This is a genomic window from Methylocella sp. (assembly GCF_044226135.1).
In the GTDB taxonomy this organism is placed as follows: domain Bacteria; phylum Pseudomonadota; class Alphaproteobacteria; order Rhizobiales; family Beijerinckiaceae; genus Methylocapsa.
In genome coordinates this window covers 12,898-29,131 of record NZ_JBGAHM010000021.1, presented here as the reverse complement: position 1 = coordinate 29,131, position 16,234 = coordinate 12,898, and the positions used below count along the sequence as shown (strand labels likewise).

Below are 16,234 nucleotides of genomic sequence, written 5' to 3'. Positions count from 1 at the left end.
CGGCATTACGGAGCGCCGGCGCGGCGTGTTACAGCCCGGTCGATTTTTCTGCCTCGACGGCGTCTGTCGCCGGCATGGAAATGTCGCGGCGGTCTGGAAATCCGCGCGCTTGTTCTGTAACAACTGTTCTAGAACTGGCCGGACCGGAGAGGGCGCGCGTCGATGAAGCGAGAAAGCGCAGGGCGGCGAACGCCACGCCGCCGTAACAAAGCAGCCGCTCCTTGCGTATGGACTTGCGGATGACCAAATCGGCCCGGGAAGCAGAGTGGGCGAGGTGGATGCGCGCGGCGATGGGCGGAGACGCGGTCGCCTATCGTCAGTTCCTGACCTCCGTCGCGCCGCATGTCCGGGCGGTGGCGCGCTCTCGTTGCCGGAGTTTTGGCGCGTCGGAGAGCGACGCGGAGGATGTCGTGCAGGAAGCGCTTCTCGCGATCCACCTCAAGCGCGGAACATGGGACGAGACGCGCCCCATCGGGCCCTGGGTCTCGGCGATCGCGCGCAACAAGCTGATCGACGTGCTGAGGCGCCGCGGCCGGCACGCCAGCGTGCCGATCGACGACGTCGTCGAGACTTTGGCCGCGGAAGAACCGACGACCGAGATTTCCGGTCGGGACATCGGTAAGCTGCTCGCTCGGCTGAAGACGCGGCAAAGGGAGATCGTTCAATCGATATCGATCAACGGCGACAGCATCCGGGAGACGGCCGGACGCCTGCAGATGACGGAAACGGCCGTGCGGGTCGCCCTGCATCGCGCGCTGAAGGCGCTCGGCGCCCTGTACAGAGGCGGGGCGTGTGAAAACTGACGATTTCATCAGGTCGCTCGCGGCGGATTCCGCGCCGCCGTGGCGGTTTCGCTCGCTGGCGACGATCGGGGTCGCCGCGAGCGTCGCTGTCGCCGCCGCGCTCTTCTTCGCGCTCGTCGGCGTCCGCGCGGACATCGCGCAAGCGATGGAGAGCGTGCGCTTCCTGTTCAAGTTCGTCGTGACGATTGCGCTGGCCGCGACCGCCGTTCGCGCCATGATCGGCCTTGGCCGTCCTGGAGAGCCGGTCGGCCCGCGCATGACGGCGCTTGCGATCGTTCCGCTGCTGGCGCTCGCCGGAGCCGGCGCCGAGCTGCTCACGCTGCCGCGGAGCCTTTGGGCGCCGAGCCTTGTCGGTCATAATGCGCGGTTCTGCCTGACGCTGATCCCGCTGCTGGCGGCGGGGCCGCTGATCTGTCTGCTCGCGGTCCTGCGCAAGGGCGCGCCGTCGAACCCGGGCCTCGCGGGCGCGGCGGCCGGCCTTGCGGCGAGCGGCGTCGGCGCGACCTTTTATGCGGCCAACTGCAATGACGACAGCCCGCTGTTCGTCGTGACCTGGTACACGATCGCGATTTTGATGGTGACCGCGGCGGGCTATCTGATCGGCCGGAAAGTGTTGAGATGGTGAGGCGCGCGCCGGCCGCCTCAAGGAGGTGAGGTCCAAAGATGGCGAGGCCACGCGAGTTCGACGAGACGGCGGCGCTCGACGCCGCGGTCGCCTGCTTCTGGAGCCAGGGCTTTGAGGCCACCTCCATGCGCGATCTGATCGAAAGGACGGGCGTCGCCGGCGCGAGCCTCTATAACGCCTTCGGCGACAAGCGCTCGATCTATCGGCGCGCGCTCGATCACTATGTCGAGGTCAGCGTGGCCGACCGGATGCGCCGTTGCGAAGTCCTGCCGCCGCGCCGTGCGATCGCCGCCTTCTTCGAGGAGATCGTCAGGCGGTCGGCCGGCGACCCTGAGCAGAAGGGCTGCATGCTGGTCAACGCCGCCCTTGACGCCGCCCCGCACGACGCCGGTTTTCGCGAGGCGGTCAGCGCGGTGCTCCAGCGCCTCGAGGCGTTCTTCCTGAAATGCGTCCGCGAAGGACAGAAAGACGGGACGATCTCCGCCCGCGTGCCGGCCGAGGACCTGTCGAAGCATCTGCTCGGCGTCCTGCTCGGGGTTCGGGTGCTGGCGCGCGTCAGACCGGAGCGTCCGCTATTGGAAGGCGTGGTCCGGCCGGCGCTGGCGCTGCTCGGCGACGCTGGCGGCGATGGACCTGAGTGGGTCGAGGCGGACGACCGGAGCGCAGCGGCGGTTCGTAAGCCGCGACCCGAAGGCGCAAAACCCGGAAGGGGCCGGAAAGCCAGGGCCGCGTCCGTGCTCGGAGCGGCATGAGGCGCCGGCCCTTCGCGCGCCGCAGCCACGAGATCGCGGCGAAAGAGACCCGGTCGCTGTCCGCAGGAGGGTGTGCGAGGTCTTTCGCCGATGGTCGAGATCGGCCGAGCCGCGGCCTGACCAAGGCGATACAAAGGCCGGCGCCCCCGCGCGACGCTTCACGCGCGAAACGGAGCGCGCGAGGCGCGCCCAGGCGGCCGGGCGGCCAATTTCCTGTTTTATCGCGGAAGTTTTGGAGCGGGCGAAGGGAATCGAACCCTCGTATGAAGCTTGGGAAGCTTCCGTTCTACCATTGAACTACGCCCGCAAGGCGCTGACACGCCTGTAACCTCAATCAAACCAGAGACTTGTCTAGTCGAGGCCGCGTCATTGTGCCGAAGTTCGCGCCGTGGCGCAAGCGCGAAGCCCGAACTGAAGCTGCTGAGCCGCAACCGGGCGTGGCGGCCCCTGAAGGGCCAGTGGCGGCCCGTCTCGCGGCCGCCGACCCTCGCGGGCCGCCCCGGCGTCCTGAGCCGGCGCGCCCGCCTGCGTCCGCGCGCCGTCAGGCGAGCAGGGCGCCTTTAGAGGATGGCGCCTTTACTTGATCTTGGTTTCCTTGAATTCCACATGCTTGCGCACGACCGGGTCATATTTGCGGAAGCTCAGCTTCTCGGTCTTGGTGCGCGCGTTCTTCTTGGTCACATAGAAATAGCCCGTGTCCGCCGTGGACAGGAGCTTGATCTTGAGCATTGCGGCCTTGGCCATCGGGACGGTCCTTTAAAGACATATCGACCCGTCCCGCGCCTGAGAGCGCAGGGGGCGACGAGAACTTTGAGCGCGCGACCATAAGGCTCGCCGCTCCAAAGTCAAGACGACGCCTCAGGCTTCGCCGAAGCCTGCGGCGCAAAGCCGCCTCGCAATCTCGTGATCGGCGCCGCGAAGCAAACGCGGCGCCCGAAACGTATAGTCGACATCGCAGCGCCCGAGAGAGGCCGTCATGTTCTATCATCGTCGCAAAGGCTGGGAGATCGACGAGCGGGAGGCGACGCCGAAGGCGCTTTTCCTGAGCCGTCGCGCCGCGCTCGCCACGGGCCTTGGCGCCGCGGCCGCGCTCGCGGCCCCGCCCGCCATGGCGTTCTGGTTCGGCGGCGACACGCCGAAGCCCGAGCCGGCCGCCCCTGATCCCACGCGCGATCTTTATCCGGCGCGCCGCAACGAAGCCTACCGGCTCGACCGCCCGGTCACGCCGCAGGAGATCAACGCGCATTACAATAATTTCTACGAGTTCGGCATGACGAAGGACGTGTCGGTCCCGGTTCAGGCGCTACGCACGCGGCCGTGGACGCTCAGGGTCGACGGGCTCGTCGAGGCCCCGCGCGAGATCGGGATCGACGATCTGATCCGCGCCGGGGCGCTCGAGGAGCGCCTTTACCGCCACCGCTGCGTCGAGGCGTGGTCGATGGCCGTGCCCTGGACCGGCTTTCCGCTGAAACGTCTCGTCGACATGGCGAAGCCGCTGTCGTCCGCAAAATATGTCGTCTTTGAAACCTTTCTCGACCGTTCGATCGCGCCGGGCCAGGCCGCGCCGTTCTACCCGTGGCCCTATCGGGAGGGGCTGACCATGGCCGAGGCCGCAAACGATCTCGCCTTTCTGGTCACGGGCGCCTATGGCGAGCCGCTCGCCAGGCAGCACGGCGCGCCGCTGCGCCTTGCGACGCCGTGGAAATATGGCTTCAAGTCGATCAAGTCGATCAGGCGAATCTCCTTTGCGTCCGAGCGGCCCAAGACTTTCTGGGAGGGGTTGCAGCCCGCCGAATACGGCTTCTGGGCCAATGTGAACCCCGCGGTCCCGCATCCGCGCTGGAGTCAGGCGACCGAGGAGGTCCTTGGAACCGGCGAGCGACGCAAGACGCTGCTTTTCAACGGCTATGGCGAATTCGTCGCCGATCTTTACGCCGGCCTGCCGAACGACCGGCTTTATATGTGACGGCCCTCGGGCGTCTTCGTTTGACCCACGCCCGCGCCTTCGCGCATTTTGGCGCATGAGGTTCAGACAAGGCGACGCGGCGAAGATGGCGAGACAGGACAGACGAACGGCGCGGCGGCGGACCGCCCGAGAGCGCCGCCCTGCGCCCGAAAAGCGCGCGCGGCCCATAAGAGGACGCGCCCTGGCGCGGCCGTTCGCCCTGAAGCCCGCGGCGGAGCGCGCGGCGTGAGCTTCTCGCCGCAGCAGGACCGCGCGCTGAAGGAGGTCTCGGCCTGGCTTTCGCGGCGCGAATGGGAGACCCGTCGCGAGGCGCAGGTGTTCCGGCTGTTCGGCTACGCCGGCGCCGGCAAGACGACGCTCGCGCGCCGCATTGCCGAGGACGTCGACGGCGAGACGCTGTTTGCGGCCTTCACCGGCAAGGCCGCGCTCATGCTGCGTTCGCGCGGCTGCCGCGGCGCGCGGACGATCCACAGCCTCATCTACCGCCCGCGCGAAAGCGAGGTCGAGACCGAGGCGCCGACTTTCGTCCTCAACGAGGACTCCGCGCTCGCCGCGGCGAGCCTCGTCGTCGTCGACGAATGCTCCATGGTCGACGAGGCGCTCGGCCGCGACCTTCTGTCCTTCGGCAGGCCCGTGCTCGTGCTGGGCGATCCCGCGCAGCTGCCGCCGGTGCGCGGCGGCGGCTTCTTCACCGAGGCCGAGCCCGACGTGATGCTGACGGAAATCCACCGTCAGGCGGCCGACAATCCGATCATCCGCCTGTCCATGCTGGCGCGCGACGGCGGGCGTCTCACGCCCGGCGATTATGGCGAGGCGAAAGTCGTCACGCGCGACAAGATCGACGCCGCGGCCGTCACGGCGAGCGATCAGGTGCTCGTCGGCGTCAACCGCACGCGCCGGGCCTACAACAGGCGCCTGCGCGAGCTTTTCGGCTTTTCGTCCGATCTGCCCGAAGCCGGCGACCGGCTGGTGTGTCTGCGCAACGACAGCTCCAAGGGCCTCCTGAACGGCGGCGTCTGGACGGTCAGGACTGTCGGCGCCATGCGCAGGAAGAAGCTGACGCTGCATGTGGCGCCCGACGACGAGCCGGCGCGCAAGCCGCTGCGGGTGTCCGTGGCGCCCGAATTCTTTCAGGGGACCGAAGACAGCCTGACGCCTCAGCAGCGACGGGAGTCCGACGAATTCGACTATGGCTACGCCCTGACCGTGCACAAGGCGCAGGGGTCGCAATGGCCCGACGTGACCCTGTTCGACGAAAGCGGCGCCTTTCGCGAGCACCGCAGCCGCTGGCTCTACACCGGGGTGACGCGCGCCGCCGAACGCCTGACGGTGGTCATATGACGGGCGCGCGGCCTTCGCGGCGCCTGGTCCTCGCCGGCCTTGCGACCGGCTTCGCCGCCGGGGCGCAGGCGGCTGCGCCGGCGCCGGTCGCCGTCGGCTCGAAGCTCGATCTTGAGAGCGCGCTGCTCGGCGCCATGGTCCTGCTCGCCCTGCGTGAGGCCGGCGTCCCCGTGATCGACCGGCTGCGGCTCGGCCCGACCAGCCTCGTGCGCCAGGCGCTGCTCGCCGGCGCGATCGACGTCTGCGTGGAATACACCGGCAACGCCGCGACGTTCTTTCAGCAGGAGGGCGATCCCGTCTGGCGCGACGCGGCGAAAGGCTATGAGCGGGCCGCGGCGCTCGATCTCGCCCGCAACGGCCTCGTGTGGCTGTCGCCCGCGCCCGCCGACAACAGCTGGATCATCGCCGTTCCGCGCGCGCCGGCGCGCCGCCACGGCCTGACGTCGCTCGCCGATTTCGCGCGGCGCGTCGCGGCGGGGGGTCGCGCGCGGCTCGCGGCGTCGGCGGAATTCGTCGAAAGTCCGGCGGGCCTGCCGGCCTTCGAGGCCGCCTATGGCTTCAGGCTGGGCGCTGACCAGCTGCTCGTGCTTTCGGGCGGCGAGACGATCGCGACGATGAAGGCCGCCGCCGACGCGATCTCCGGCGTCGACGCGGCCATGGCCTATCGCACCGACGGCGCGCTCGACGCGCTCGGCCTCGTCGCGCTCGAGGATCCGCTGCGCTCGCAGCCGGTCTATGCGCCGGCGCCCGTCCTGCGCGCCGCGACGCTCGAAGCCTGGCCCGCGGCGCGGGCGGCGCTCGCCCCGCTGTTTGCGGGCCTCGACGTCGAGACCCTGCGCGCGCTCAACGCGCGCGTCGCCGTCGACGGCGAAGACCCGGCCGCCGTGGCGCGCGGCCACATGGCGCGGCGCGGCGCCCCGTGAGCGCCCCGCCGCGTGACCGCCCGCTGTTCGTCCTTGCGCTCGCGGCCGCCCTCGGCGGCGCGTTCGGCGGCTTCGTCGTCCATGCGCCGAACCGCGTCGCCGACGGGGTCGGCCTGTCGCTCGCGGAAGCGCCGGGGCCATATGGGGCGCTGGTCATGACGCTGGTCGCGCTGATGGGCGCGCTCGCCTTCGTCAAAGACGAACGCGTCCGCTCGCGGGCGGCGCTCGCCGTCGGCCTCGCGCTCGCGCTCGCCTGCCTCGCGGCGGCCGGAGCGTTCGCGGCGCGTCTCGCCGAGGGCGCGAAGCCCGCGGCGCGAACCTCGCTCGGGCCAGCCTTCTGGATCATGCTTTGCGCCGCGCTCGCGGGCGTCTCGACCGCGCTGCGGCGGCTTCGGCCGCCGCGCCCCGCTGGCGCGGCCGTCTGGGCGGCGCTCGCCCTTGGCGCCTGCGCGCTCGCCGCGCTCGGCGCGCGCGACCGGCTCGCGCTGGCTCAGGCCTACATGCAGCGGCGCGCCGAATTCTGGTCCGCGCTTTCGACGCATATGGCGCTCGCCGGCGCGAGCGTCGGCGCGGCCGCCGTGGCGAGCGTCGGCCTTGCGGCGCTCGCGCTGCGCCGCCCCGCCGCCCGCGACGCGCTGTTCCAGACGCTCGGCGTGCTCCAGACCCTTCCTTCGCTCGCGCTGTTCGGCGCGCTGATCGCGCCCCTGACCGCGCTCGCCGCGCGATTTCCAAAACTCGCAGAATGGGGCGTCGCGGGCGTCGGCGCGACGCCTGCGCTGATCGCGCTCACGCTTTACGCGCTGGGGCCGCTGACGCGCGGGTTCGTCGTGGCGCTCGAAGGGGTCGCCGCCGACGTGAAGGAGGCGGGCCGGGGGCTTGGCTTCGGCGCGCGGTCCCTGCTGGCCTCGGTCGAACTGCCGCTCGCCGCGCCGGCGCTGATCTCGGCGCTGCGCGTCGCCTCGGCGCAGGCGATCGGCCTCGCCGCCGTCGCCGCGCTCATCGGCGCGGGCGGGCTCGGCGTGTTCATTTTCGAGGGGATCGGACGCTACGCGCCCGATCTCGTCCTTCTCGGCGCGCTGCCCGTCGTCGGACTGGCGCTTGCGGTCGACGCGGGCTTCGCCGCCGCGATCGCCGCCGCGCGGGGGCGGCTTTGATCCGCTTCGAGAACGTCGGCAAGAGCTTCGGCGCGACGCGCGCGCTCGACGGCGTCTCGTTCGAGATCGCCGAAGGCGCGTTCTGCGCGCTGCTCGGGCCGTCCGGCTGCGGCAAGTCCACGCTGCTTCGCATGATCAACGTCATGGTCGAGCCCGACCAGGGCCGCGTTCTCCTGCGCGGGGCCGACGTCGCGCGGCTCGATCCGGTCGCGCTGCGCCGCTCGATCGGCTATTGCATCCAGTCGGTCGGGCTTTTTCCGCACTGGAGCGTGCGCGACAACATCGCGGCGACGCCGCGCCTTCTCGGCTGGAGCCGCGCGCGCGTCGCCGCGCGGATCGACGAGGTCTGCGCCGCGCTTGGCGTCGACGAGGCGCTGCTGTCGCGGCGTCCGCGCGAATTGTCCGGCGGCCAGCAGCAGCGCGTCGGCGTCGCGCGCGCGCTCGCGGCCGACCCGGACCTGCTGCTCATGGACGAGCCGTTCTCGGCGCTCGATCCCGTAAGCCGCGCCGCGCTCCAGGCCGAGACGCGCCGGCTTCGCCGCGACGGCGGCAAGACGATCGTCTTCGTCACCCATGACGTCGACGAGGCGACGAGCCTCGCGACGCAGATCGCCGTCCTGAACGCCGGCCGGCTCGTTCAGTCGGCGGCGCCGGCCGACATGCTGTCGCGCCCGGCCGACGCCTTCGTCGCGGACTTTCTCGACGTCGAGCGCCGGCCGCAGCGTCTTCTCGATCTCATCCCCGTCGCCGACCGGCTGCGGCCGTTTCGCGGCGTCCCGGGCCCGGCCCTGCGCAAGGACGCGAGCCTGCGCGAGGCGCTCGACATGATGATCGCACGTCATGTCACGGTCTTGCCCGTGGCCGACGAGTTTGGCGCGCCCTGCGGCGAAATCCTTCTGTCCGACGTCGCGGCGGGCCCGCGCCCATGACGGCGGCCGACCTCTGTCGCGCGGGACTGCGCCGTCCGGCGCTGCGCGCCGCGGCGCTGCTTGGCCTCGCGCTCGCCGGCCTGCCGTGGAGCGCGCCGCTGTTCCACGCGCTCTTTCCCGATCTCGCGCGCCCGGTCTATACGCGCGCGAGCTTTTTCGCGCTCGCCCTCGCGCATGTCGAGCTTGTCGTCGTCTCGACGGGCGCGGCGGCGCTCGCGGGCGTCGGCCTCGCCGTCGTCGCGACGCGGCGCTTCGGCCGCGACTTCGCGCCGCTCCTTGGCGCGGCCGCGGCGGCGGGGCAGGTGGTGCCGCCCGTCGCCGTCCTCGCGCTCGCCGTGCCCATGCTCGGCTATGGCGCCGCGCCGACGCTCGCGGCGCTCGGCCTCTACGCCGTTCTGCCCATTCTCGAAGGCGCGCTGACGGGGCTCGCGAGCGTTCCGGCCGCGGCGCGCGAGGCGGCGCAGGCGCTCGGCTTCTCGCCGCGCGGCCTGTTGCTGCGGGTCGAGCTTCCGCTCGCCGCGCCCTTCATCGTGGCGGGGCTGCGCGCCGCTTTCATCGTCAACGTCGGCACGGCGGCGATCGGCTCGACGGTCGGCGCGCTGTCGCTCGGCTCGCCCATCGTCGAGGGGCTCGCCGCGCAGAATCCGGCCTATGTGCTGCAGGGCGCGCTGCTCGTCGCGCTGCTCGCGGTTTTCTTCGACCGCGCCTTCGCCGCGGCGGAGGCTGTCGTCCGCGCGCGCGTCATATGACGCGCGCCAGCGCCGCCAGCGCCGCGGCCGCGTCCGCCAGCGTCTGGCGGCGCAGCAGCGCGAGCGGCGCCGAAGAAAAACGCCCGATCGCCTCGGCGCAGGCTTCGAGCCCGACGCTCGCGCCGGCGCCTTCGTTGACGACGACGGCGCGCACGGCGAGCCCGCGCGAGCGCGCCGCCTCGAGTCCCGTCAGCGCATGGCTGATCGCGCCGAGATAGGAGCCGGCGACGAAGATCAGCGGCAGGCGCAGCGCGGTCATGAGGTCGAGCGTGGTGCGGGCGTCGGAAAGCGGGACCATGACGCCGCCCGCGCCCTCGATCAGCAGGACGCCGGACGCGGTCGCGGCGGCGCGCCGGCACAGCCGCGCGAGCGCGTCGAAGTCGATGGCCCGCCCCTCGAGCCGCGCCGCCCTGTCGGGCGAGAGCGGCGCCCTGAAGCGCCAGGGCGACATGGCGGCGAGCGTCTCGGGCGTGACGGGGCGTCCGAGCGCTTCGAGCAGCACGGCCGGATCGCCGCCTTCGGGCCGCTCCGGGTCGAAGCCGCTGACGACGGGCTTCAGCGCCGCGCAGTCGCGCCCCTGCGCGCGCAGCGCAAGAAGCAGCGCGGCGGCGACAAAAGTCTTGCCGACGTCCGTGCCCGAGCCCGTGACGAAATAGGCCGGCATCGCCTCACCTCCGCATGAGCGCGCGCACGGCCTGCGCGAGCCGCGCGACGTCGTCTTCGCCATGGCCCGCGGTAAACGCAAAACGAAGACGCGCCGTGCCCTGCGGCACCGTCGGCGGGCGGATGGCGGTCACGAGAAAGCCGGCCTCGACGAGGCTGCGCGAGGCTTCGAGCGCCGCCTGCGGCGCGCCGAGGACGAGCGGCACGATGGGGCTTTGCGCCGGCGCGAGGCCGAGCGCCGCGCAGAAGGCGCGCGCGGTCTTGAGGGGGCGCGCGGTCAGCGCGGGATCGCTTTCAATGACGTCGAGCGCGGCGATCGCCGCGGCCGCGCTCGCCGGCGGCAGGCCGGTCGAATAAACAAAGGTGCGCGCCCGCGTCTTCATGAGGTCGACGACCGGCGCCGAGGCGCACAGATAGCCGCCATAGCCGCCGATCGCCTTCGACAGCGTGCCCATCTGCAGCGGCGCGGGCGGAGAGCCGGCCGCCGCGACCGAGCCGCGCCCGTCCGCCAGCACGCCAAGACCATGCGCGTCGTCGCTCAGGAGCCAGGCGTCATGGTCGGCGCAGAGCGCGGCGAGCTCGGCGAGCGGCGCGAGGTCGCCGTCCATCGAGAACACGCCGTCCGTCAGCAGCAGGGCGTGGCGCGCGCCGCCGCGATGGGCGGCGAAAAGCGCGCGCGCATGGGCGACGTCGTTATGGCGGAAACGCAGCGTCTTCGCCGGCGAAAGCTGCGTCCCGGCGAAGAGGCAGGCGTGCGCGAGCTCGTCGACGAGAATGAGGTCGCCGGCGCCGGCGAGCGTCGGCGTGATGCCGGCGTTGGCGAGATAGCCCGAGCCGAACACGATCGCGGCCTCAAGCCGCTTGAAGCGGGCGAGCCGCCGTTCGAGTTCTTCGAGCAGCGGCGTGTTTCCGGTCACGAGCCGCGAGCCGCCGGCGCCTGCGCCATGGGTCTCGATCGCGGCCTTCGCCGCCGCCTTGACGGCTGGATGATGCGACAGGTTGAGATAGTCGTTGCAGGAGAAGGAGACGAGCCTGCGGCCGTCGCGCAGGATATGCACGCCGTCTTCGCGCAGGGCCGGCGTCAGGCGCCGGCGCAGGCCGGCCGCGTCGAGCTCGGCGAGTTTGGCGGCGGCGAAGGCGTCGAGGCTGTTCATGGGCGCCGGGGCGCGCGGGGAAGGGGAGATTGACGTTTGCGGGCGCGGCGCTTAACGCAATCGGCGCGGCCAGGGGGGCGGGTTTCGGCCGGCGCTCGCGCGAAAGTGGCGCAACCGGAGCGCCGACGCAATGCGGCGTCCGGCGGGGTTCGAGCAGGCGGGGTTTGACGATGAGCGCGGACCCGCCCTGGCTTCAGTCCGGCCTTCCCCATGTCTGGCTGCCCTACGCCCAGATGAAGACCGCGCCCGCGCCGCTGCCGGTCGTTTCGACGCGCGGCGCGCGCCTCACGCTCGCCGACGGGCGTGAACTCGTCGACGGACTCGCGAGCTGGTGGACCGCCTGCCACGGCTACAACCACCCTCATGTCGCCGAGGCCGTTCGCCGCCAGCTCGAAGCCATGCCGCATGTCATGTTCGGCGGCCTCGCGCATGAGCCGGCCTGTCGTCTTGCCGCGCGTCTCGCGGCGCTGCTGCCCGCTCCGCTGTCGCGCGTGTTCTTTGTCGAGTCGGGCTCGGTCGCGGTCGAGGTGGCGATGAAGATGGCCCTGCAATACCACCTCAACCGGGGCGCGCGCGGACGAAACAAATTCGTCTCCTTCCGCGGCGGCTATCATGGCGACACCTTCGCCTGCATGTCGGTGTGCGATCCCGAGGAGGGGATGCATTCGCTGTTTCGGGGCGCGCTCGCCGAGCAGCTCGTCGTCGAGCTTCCGACGCATGAGCGCGCGCGGACGGCGTTCGAGGCGGCGCTCGAAGCGCAGGGCGAAAACCTTGCGGCCATCATCGTCGAGCCGCTGGCGCAGGGCGCGGGCGGCATGATTTTTCATGAGCCCGGGGTTTTGCGCCTGCTGCGCGAGGCCGCCGACCGTCACGGCCTGCTTTTGATCTTCGACGAGATCTTCACGGGCTTCGGCCGCACGGGCGCCATGTTCGCCTGCGAGGCGGCGGGCGTCTCGCCCGACGTCCTGACGCTTTCGAAGGCGCTCACCGGCGGGACCATGGCGCTCGCGGCGACGGTCGCCTCCGGCGCCGTGTTCGAGGCCTTCTGGTCGGACGACCCGGCCCATGCGCTCATGCACGGGCCGACCTTCATGGGCAATCCGCTCGCCTGCGCCGCCGCCAACGCCTCGCTCGACCTGTTCGAGCGCGAGCCGCGCCTTGCGCAGGTCGCGCGCATTTCGGCGGCGCTCGCGCGCGATCTTGAGCCGTGCCGCGCGCTGCCGGGCGTGACGGACGTGCGCGTTCTCGGCGCGATCGGCGTCGTGCAGCTTGAGCGCATCGCCGACATGAACGGGCTGAAGCGCCGGCTTGTCGCGGAAGGCGTCTGGGTGCGCCCGTTCCGCGACATCGTCTATCTGACGCCGGCCTTCACCATTTCCGACGACGAGCTGAAGCGCCTGACCGACGCGATCTTCGCCGTGCTGAGCCGAGGCGGATTTTAGCCCCCGGCGCCAGACTTCTCCGGCCGCAGGGCCGCCCTCAGGCGTCGTTCAGCGCGGGATAGTCCGTATAGCCTTTGGCGTCGCCGCCATAAAAGGTTTCGGGGTTTGGAGCGTTGAGCGGCGCATCCTCGCGCAGGCGCTCGACGAGGTCGGGGTTGGCGATGAACAGCTTGCCGAAGGCGATGAGGTCGGCGCGGCCGGCTTCGAGCGTCTCGACGGCGAGCGCGCGCGTGTAGGCGTTGTTGGCGATATAGGCGCCGCCGAAGCTCTTGCGCAGCTTCTGGAAGTCGAACGGCGCGACGTCGCGCGGGCCGCCCGTCGCGCCTTCGACCACATGAATATAGGCGAGGCCGCGGCGGCTGAGCGCCTCGACGAGCGGGAAGAACACGGTTTCGGGCGCGCTGTCGGTCGCGTCGTTCGCGGGGCTCACCGGCGAGAGGCGCATGCCGACGCGGGCGCGGTCCCAGACCGACAGCACCGCGTCGACGACCTCGAGCGGGAAACGCAGGCGGTTTTCGACCGAGCCGCCGTAGCGGTCCGTGCGCCGGTTGACGCCGTCCTTGAGAAACTGGTCGATCAGATAGCCGTTCGCGCCATGGATCTCGACGCCGTCGAAGCCGGCGCGCTTGGCGTTCGCGGCGGCCTTGCGGTAATCCTCGACGACGCGGGCGATCTCGTCGGTTTCGAGCGCGCGCGGCGTCGAAACGGGCGCGCGGCCCGTCGCAAGAAAAGTCTCGACCCGTGCGGCGACGGCGGAGGAGGAGACGGGCGCGGCGCCGTTCGGCTGCAAATCGACATGGGAGATGCGGCCGACGTGCCAGAGCTGGTTGAAGATCAGCCCGCCTTCCTCATGCACCGCCTGCGTGACCTTGCGCCAGCCTTCGACCTGCGCCTCGTCGTAGAGGCCGGGCGTCCACACATAGCCCTGGCCCTCCTGCGAGATCTGCGTGGCCTCCGTGACGATCATGCCGGCGCTGGCGCGCTGGCGGTAATATTGGGCGTTGAGGTCGTTGGGCGCGAGCGTGTCCCTGCTCGCGCGGCTGCGCGTCAGGGGCGCCATGACGATGCGGTTCGGCAGGCGCAGATCGCCGAGCGTGAAGGGCGAAAACAGGATTTCGGCGTCTGCGGTCATCGTGTGCTCCAGGGACGAAAAAGCGCGCGGGCGGATCCGGTCCGCCGCGTCCACGCTCCAACGCGCGAAGGGGCCCTGGCGTTGATGCGGGCGGGCGCGTTGAAGCCGTCTTTTTTTACAGCGTGATGACGACTGGGGCTATTTCATATTCAGGGCGGACATGTAGAGTTCGAGGATCGCCTCCATCTCCATGCGTTCGGCGTGGTCCTGCTTGCGCATGCGGACGATCTGGCGCACCACCTTCACGTCGAAGCCGCGGCCCTTCATTTCGGCGTAGACGTCGCGGATGTCGTCGGCGAGCGCCTTCTTTTCTTCTTCGAGCCGCTCGACGCGCTCCACGAACTGGGTCAGCTCGGCGGCGGCGACGCCGCTGTCGGCGATGTCTTGAGTCATGAGCGCAAGCTCCTCCAACTGCGTGCGGGCCGAAAGGCGCCGTCCTTTCCGATAGGCCGAGGGCGTTAACAAAAGCGATAAAATCCCTGTGGCCAGGCGGGCGAAATCGCGCCCATGCGCCGTCGCGCCGCGCCGGTCAAGCCGGGCGCGGCCTTGTCCCCGCTATCCGCAGACGGCGGAGAGGGAGACCATGGGGCGAAAAGGTCCGGCGAAAGGGTCTGGAGGCGGGAGCGCGGACGCGTTTCAAATCTGACCTGTTCGAAAGTGGACAGGAATTTCACGCACATCGGCGCGGCGCGCTTTTGTTCAAGGCGACAACATATTGAAATAGATCAGTTTTTATGGCGCGGCGGCCGGGCGGCCGCCGCGCCGGCCGGTTTCAGGCCGTCTTCTTGTATTTGCGGATCATCATATCGATGGCCGTTACGGATTCAGAGACGTTGAGCCAGTTTTCGGCCTGCTCGTCATTCTTGAATTGCTTGCCGAGGTCGATCGGCTGATCATGGTCGGGCAAGTGGAGAAAGCAGGCCCATTTGCCACTCGGGAGCTGTTCAACTGTAACTTTGTGGTCCGCCATTTGATTTATCCTTGCTTCTTCACGAGCGTTCAGTTATTATGTAAGCAGTTTACCTAATAAATGACGCCGCTGACCATGAAGCAGCAATCGGCGTGCCGGCTTTAGCCTGACGCCGCGTCGGCCGCGACGCGGCGCCTGTGGCGGCCGGTGCGGCTCGGCAGGAAGGCCGGCTCGCGCAGCTCCGGCCTGGCGATCTGCGCCGCGATGATCGGGGCGAGCCGGTCGGCGAAGCTCTCGGCGTCCTCGATCGAGGCGACAAGATCCTGGCGCGCCTCGATCAGGATCCCGGCGAGCCCGCGCCGCGTCACCTCTTCGTCCAGCGTGTCGCCTTCGAGCGCGCCGTCATAGGGCTCGTTGTCGCCGACCGTGAACCCCGCCTCCCCGAGCGCCGCGATCAGCGGCAGGGCGAGGCGCGGGTCCGTGTCCCACAGGACGCCGATCTCCCATGGCCGCACGACGCCGCGCCAGGTCGGCGTGAAGGAATGGATCGAGAGCACGACGGGAAGCGGCCCCCTCGCGGCCATCGCCTCGATCGCCTCCGAAACCGCCTGGCGATAGGGACGCCAGAACCGCGCGACGCGGCGTTCGACCTCCTCGGCGCTCACGCCGGCGTTGCCCGGCACGATCGCGCCGTCGGACAGCTGCATGACCAGCGTCGGGTCGTCGGCGCCGCGGTTGGGGTCGATGAGCAGGCGCGAGAAGCGCGACAGCACGGCCGGCGCGCCGGCGAGGGCGGCGAGCCGCCGCGTCAGCGTCGCCGCGCCGATGTCATAGCCGATATGGCGTTCGAGCTCGCCCTGCGGCAGGCCGAGCGATCCATAGCGCGCGGGCAGGGCGTTGGAGGCGTGGTCGCAGATGAACAGGACGCCGGCGTCGAGCGGGCCTTCGATGCGTTCGACCGGATCATGATCCGGCTCGCGCGGAAAATCGGGCTCGGTCATCGGTCGGCGTCGCTCCTTCGGGTTTCAGGCGGGCGACCATCGCCCGGCCGGGGCGCGGCCGCAACCATGCGCCAAAGCCGCGCCCGCCCGCAGGAGAAAATGTGATCGCGCCCGCGGCCCCGCGCCCGCGGCGCGGCGGGCGGGCTTGCTGGCCATCGCCGCCCGCGCGCGCTAGAAGCGGCCATCGTCCTGCGGGACTCCTCCAGAGGTCGGTGTTGACAAAGCGGATCACCGCAATCTTGACGGCTGTGCGGCGAAGGTTTACGCCCGCCGTCGCGCTCGGGGCCTTTGCCGGGCTCGTCGCGGCTCTGGGCGTCGCGCCGGCGCTCGCCGATTTCCGCCTGTGCAACGCCACGGCGAATCGGGTCAGCGTCTCGCTCGCCTATACGGACGGCGCGACATGGGTCAGCGAGGGCTGGTGGAACCTGAAGCCCGGCGCCTGCGAGACGCTGGTGCGCGGCGCGCTCGCCGCCGAATATTATTATCTCTACGCCCAGGACGAACGCGGCGCGGAGTGGAAGGGCAAGGCCTTCATGTGCACGCGCGACCGCGAATTCCGCATTCTCGGCCGCGAGGACTGCTATGTCAGGGGCTTCGACCGGACGGGCTTCTTTGAAGTCGACACCGGCAAGGAGGCGAAGAACTGGACGGTTCAGCTCACCGACGCCGCCGCGGCGAGGCCGTGAGCCT

Annotated in this window: 18 protein-coding genes and 1 tRNA gene; 11 read left to right on the top strand and 8 right to left on the bottom strand. The window is 70.5% G+C overall.

Annotation, left to right across the window (positions count from 1 at the left end; genetic code table 11):
* Positions 1–239 precede the first annotated feature (239 nt).
* Genes ACILRB_RS10335 through ACILRB_RS10325 form a run of 3 tightly spaced genes read left to right on the top strand, consistent with a single transcriptional unit; the run spans position 240 to position 2,180 of the window.
* Positions 240–803 (top strand): sigma-70 family RNA polymerase sigma factor, encoded by a 564-nt coding sequence (locus tag ACILRB_RS10335; RefSeq protein WP_395666214.1) that lies wholly within the window; start codon positions 240–242, stop codon positions 801–803.
* Positions 793–1,428 (top strand): NrsF family protein, encoded by a 636-nt coding sequence (locus tag ACILRB_RS10330; protein WP_395666213.1) that lies wholly within the window; start codon positions 793–795, stop codon positions 1,426–1,428. The genes ACILRB_RS10335 and ACILRB_RS10330 overlap by 11 nt, the downstream gene beginning before the upstream one ends.
* Positions 1,429–1,466: 38 nt before the next feature.
* Positions 1,467–2,180 (top strand): TetR/AcrR family transcriptional regulator, encoded by a 714-nt coding sequence (locus ACILRB_RS10325; RefSeq protein ID WP_395666212.1) that lies wholly within the window; start codon positions 1,467–1,469, stop codon positions 2,178–2,180.
* Between the two features lie 233 nt (positions 2,181–2,413).
* Here the strand turns inward: ACILRB_RS10325 and ACILRB_RS10320 are convergent.
* A tRNA-Gly gene (locus ACILRB_RS10320) sits at positions 2,414–2,487 on the bottom strand.
* 269 nt (positions 2,488–2,756) lie between these two features.
* Positions 2,757–2,924 carry a 50S ribosomal protein L33 gene (gene rpmG, locus ACILRB_RS10315; RefSeq protein WP_395666211.1) on the bottom strand — a complete coding sequence of 56 codons (168 nt, stop codon included), beginning with the start codon at positions 2,922–2,924 and terminating at the stop codon, positions 2,757–2,759.
* A gap of 232 nt (positions 2,925–3,156) precedes the next feature.
* Between rpmG and msrP the strand changes: the two genes are divergently transcribed.
* The 6 genes from msrP to ACILRB_RS10285 all read left to right on the top strand — a co-directional run bounded on the left by msrP (position 3,157) and on the right by ACILRB_RS10285 (position 9,242).
* Positions 3,157–4,146: a protein-methionine-sulfoxide reductase catalytic subunit MsrP gene (gene msrP, locus ACILRB_RS10310; RefSeq protein WP_395666210.1), complete on the top strand. Its 990-nt coding sequence runs from the start codon at positions 3,157–3,159 to the stop codon at positions 4,144–4,146.
* 225 nt (positions 4,147–4,371) lie between these two features.
* Positions 4,372–5,487: an ATP-dependent RecD-like DNA helicase gene (locus ACILRB_RS10305; RefSeq protein ID WP_395666209.1), complete on the top strand. Its 1,116-nt coding sequence runs from the start codon at positions 4,372–4,374 to the stop codon at positions 5,485–5,487.
* On the top strand, positions 5,484–6,410 hold the full coding sequence (locus ACILRB_RS10300; protein WP_395666208.1) for a glycine betaine ABC transporter substrate-binding protein: 927 nt from the start codon (positions 5,484–5,486) through the stop codon (positions 6,408–6,410). The genes ACILRB_RS10305 and ACILRB_RS10300 overlap by 4 nt, the downstream gene beginning before the upstream one ends.
* On the top strand, positions 6,407–7,564 hold the full coding sequence (locus tag ACILRB_RS10295) for an ABC transporter permease (protein WP_395666207.1): 1,158 nt from the start codon (positions 6,407–6,409) through the stop codon (positions 7,562–7,564). The genes ACILRB_RS10300 and ACILRB_RS10295 overlap by 4 nt, the downstream gene beginning before the upstream one ends.
* On the top strand, positions 7,561–8,493 hold the full coding sequence (locus ACILRB_RS10290) for an ABC transporter ATP-binding protein (protein ID WP_395666206.1): 933 nt from the start codon (positions 7,561–7,563) through the stop codon (positions 8,491–8,493). The genes ACILRB_RS10295 and ACILRB_RS10290 overlap by 4 nt, the downstream gene beginning before the upstream one ends.
* Positions 8,490–9,242 carry an ABC transporter permease gene (locus ACILRB_RS10285; RefSeq protein WP_395666205.1) on the top strand — a complete coding sequence of 251 codons (753 nt, stop codon included), beginning with the start codon at positions 8,490–8,492 and terminating at the stop codon, positions 9,240–9,242. Before ACILRB_RS10290 ends, ACILRB_RS10285 begins: the two co-directional genes overlap by 4 nt.
* On the opposite strand, the gene bioD is transcribed toward ACILRB_RS10285, so the two are convergent.
* The gene (gene bioD / locus ACILRB_RS10280) at positions 9,235–9,906 is read right to left on the bottom strand and encodes a dethiobiotin synthase (protein WP_395666204.1); all 672 of its coding nucleotides are present in this window, start codon (positions 9,904–9,906) and stop codon (positions 9,235–9,237) included. The genes ACILRB_RS10285 and bioD overlap by 8 nt on opposite strands.
* Positions 9,907–9,910: 4 nt before the next feature.
* Positions 9,911–11,059, bottom strand: a complete 1,149-nt coding sequence (gene bioF, locus ACILRB_RS10275; RefSeq protein WP_395666203.1) for an 8-amino-7-oxononanoate synthase — start codon at positions 11,057–11,059, stop codon at positions 9,911–9,913.
* A gap of 170 nt (positions 11,060–11,229) precedes the next feature.
* Here bioF and ACILRB_RS10270 point away from each other — a divergent pair, with 170 nt between their 5' ends.
* Positions 11,230–12,501, top strand: coding sequence for an adenosylmethionine--8-amino-7-oxononanoate transaminase (locus tag ACILRB_RS10270; protein ID WP_395666202.1), 1,272 nt, complete (start codon positions 11,230–11,232; stop codon positions 12,499–12,501).
* Between the two features lie 37 nt (positions 12,502–12,538).
* Here ACILRB_RS10270 and ACILRB_RS10265 read toward each other — a convergent pair whose 3' ends face one another.
* From ACILRB_RS10265 to ACILRB_RS10250, 4 genes are all read right to left on the bottom strand, one after another.
* Positions 12,539–13,633: an alkene reductase gene (locus ACILRB_RS10265; protein WP_395666201.1), complete on the bottom strand. Its 1,095-nt coding sequence runs from the start codon at positions 13,631–13,633 to the stop codon at positions 12,539–12,541.
* A 138-nt stretch (positions 13,634–13,771) separates the two neighbouring features.
* Positions 13,772–14,026: a DUF2312 domain-containing protein gene (locus ACILRB_RS10260; RefSeq protein WP_395666200.1), complete on the bottom strand. Its 255-nt coding sequence runs from the start codon at positions 14,024–14,026 to the stop codon at positions 13,772–13,774.
* A gap of 379 nt (positions 14,027–14,405) precedes the next feature.
* Positions 14,406–14,603, bottom strand: a complete 198-nt coding sequence (locus ACILRB_RS10255) for a hypothetical protein (RefSeq protein ID WP_395666199.1) — start codon at positions 14,601–14,603, stop codon at positions 14,406–14,408.
* A gap of 101 nt (positions 14,604–14,704) precedes the next feature.
* Positions 14,705–15,544, bottom strand: a complete 840-nt coding sequence (locus tag ACILRB_RS10250; RefSeq protein ID WP_395666198.1) for an N-formylglutamate amidohydrolase — start codon at positions 15,542–15,544, stop codon at positions 14,705–14,707.
* A 248-nt stretch (positions 15,545–15,792) separates the two neighbouring features.
* On the opposite strand from ACILRB_RS10250, the gene ACILRB_RS10245 reads away from it, so the two are divergent.
* Positions 15,793–16,230 (top strand): DUF1036 domain-containing protein, encoded by a 438-nt coding sequence (locus ACILRB_RS10245; RefSeq protein WP_395666231.1) that lies wholly within the window; start codon positions 15,793–15,795, stop codon positions 16,228–16,230.
* The last annotated feature ends 4 nt before the right edge of the window (positions 16,231–16,234 follow it).

What these genes read in the sequence shown, in the direction of transcription:
- ACILRB_RS10335 (WP_395666214.1), top strand. Translation starts at nt 240, where the DNA reads ATGACCAAATCGGCCCGGGAAGCAGAGTGGGCGAGGTGGATGCGCGCG.
- ACILRB_RS10325 (WP_395666212.1), top strand. Translation starts at nt 1,467, where the DNA reads ATGGCGAGGCCACGCGAGTTCGACGAGACGGCGGCGCTCGACGCCGCG.
- rpmG (WP_395666211.1), bottom strand. Translation starts at nt 2,924, where the DNA reads ATGGCCAAGGCCGCAATGCTCAAGATCAAGCTCCTGTCCACGGCGGAC.
- msrP (WP_395666210.1), top strand. Translation starts at nt 3,157, where the DNA reads ATGTTCTATCATCGTCGCAAAGGCTGGGAGATCGACGAGCGGGAGGCG.
- ACILRB_RS10300 (WP_395666208.1), top strand. Translation starts at nt 5,484, where the DNA reads ATGACGGGCGCGCGGCCTTCGCGGCGCCTGGTCCTCGCCGGCCTTGCG.
- ACILRB_RS10285 (WP_395666205.1), top strand. Translation starts at nt 8,490, where the DNA reads ATGACGGCGGCCGACCTCTGTCGCGCGGGACTGCGCCGTCCGGCGCTG.
- bioD (WP_395666204.1), bottom strand. Translation starts at nt 9,906, where the DNA reads ATGCCGGCCTATTTCGTCACGGGCTCGGGCACGGACGTCGGCAAGACT.
- bioF (WP_395666203.1), bottom strand. Translation starts at nt 11,059, where the DNA reads ATGAACAGCCTCGACGCCTTCGCCGCCGCCAAACTCGCCGAGCTCGAC.
- ACILRB_RS10270 (WP_395666202.1), top strand. Translation starts at nt 11,230, where the DNA reads ATGAGCGCGGACCCGCCCTGGCTTCAGTCCGGCCTTCCCCATGTCTGG.
- ACILRB_RS10265 (WP_395666201.1), bottom strand. Translation starts at nt 13,633, where the DNA reads ATGACCGCAGACGCCGAAATCCTGTTTTCGCCCTTCACGCTCGGCGAT.
- ACILRB_RS10260 (WP_395666200.1), bottom strand. Translation starts at nt 14,026, where the DNA reads ATGACTCAAGACATCGCCGACAGCGGCGTCGCCGCCGCCGAGCTGACC.
- ACILRB_RS10255 (WP_395666199.1), bottom strand. Translation starts at nt 14,603, where the DNA reads ATGGCGGACCACAAAGTTACAGTTGAACAGCTCCCGAGTGGCAAATGG.
- ACILRB_RS10250 (WP_395666198.1), bottom strand. Translation starts at nt 15,544, where the DNA reads ATGACCGAGCCCGATTTTCCGCGCGAGCCGGATCATGATCCGGTCGAA.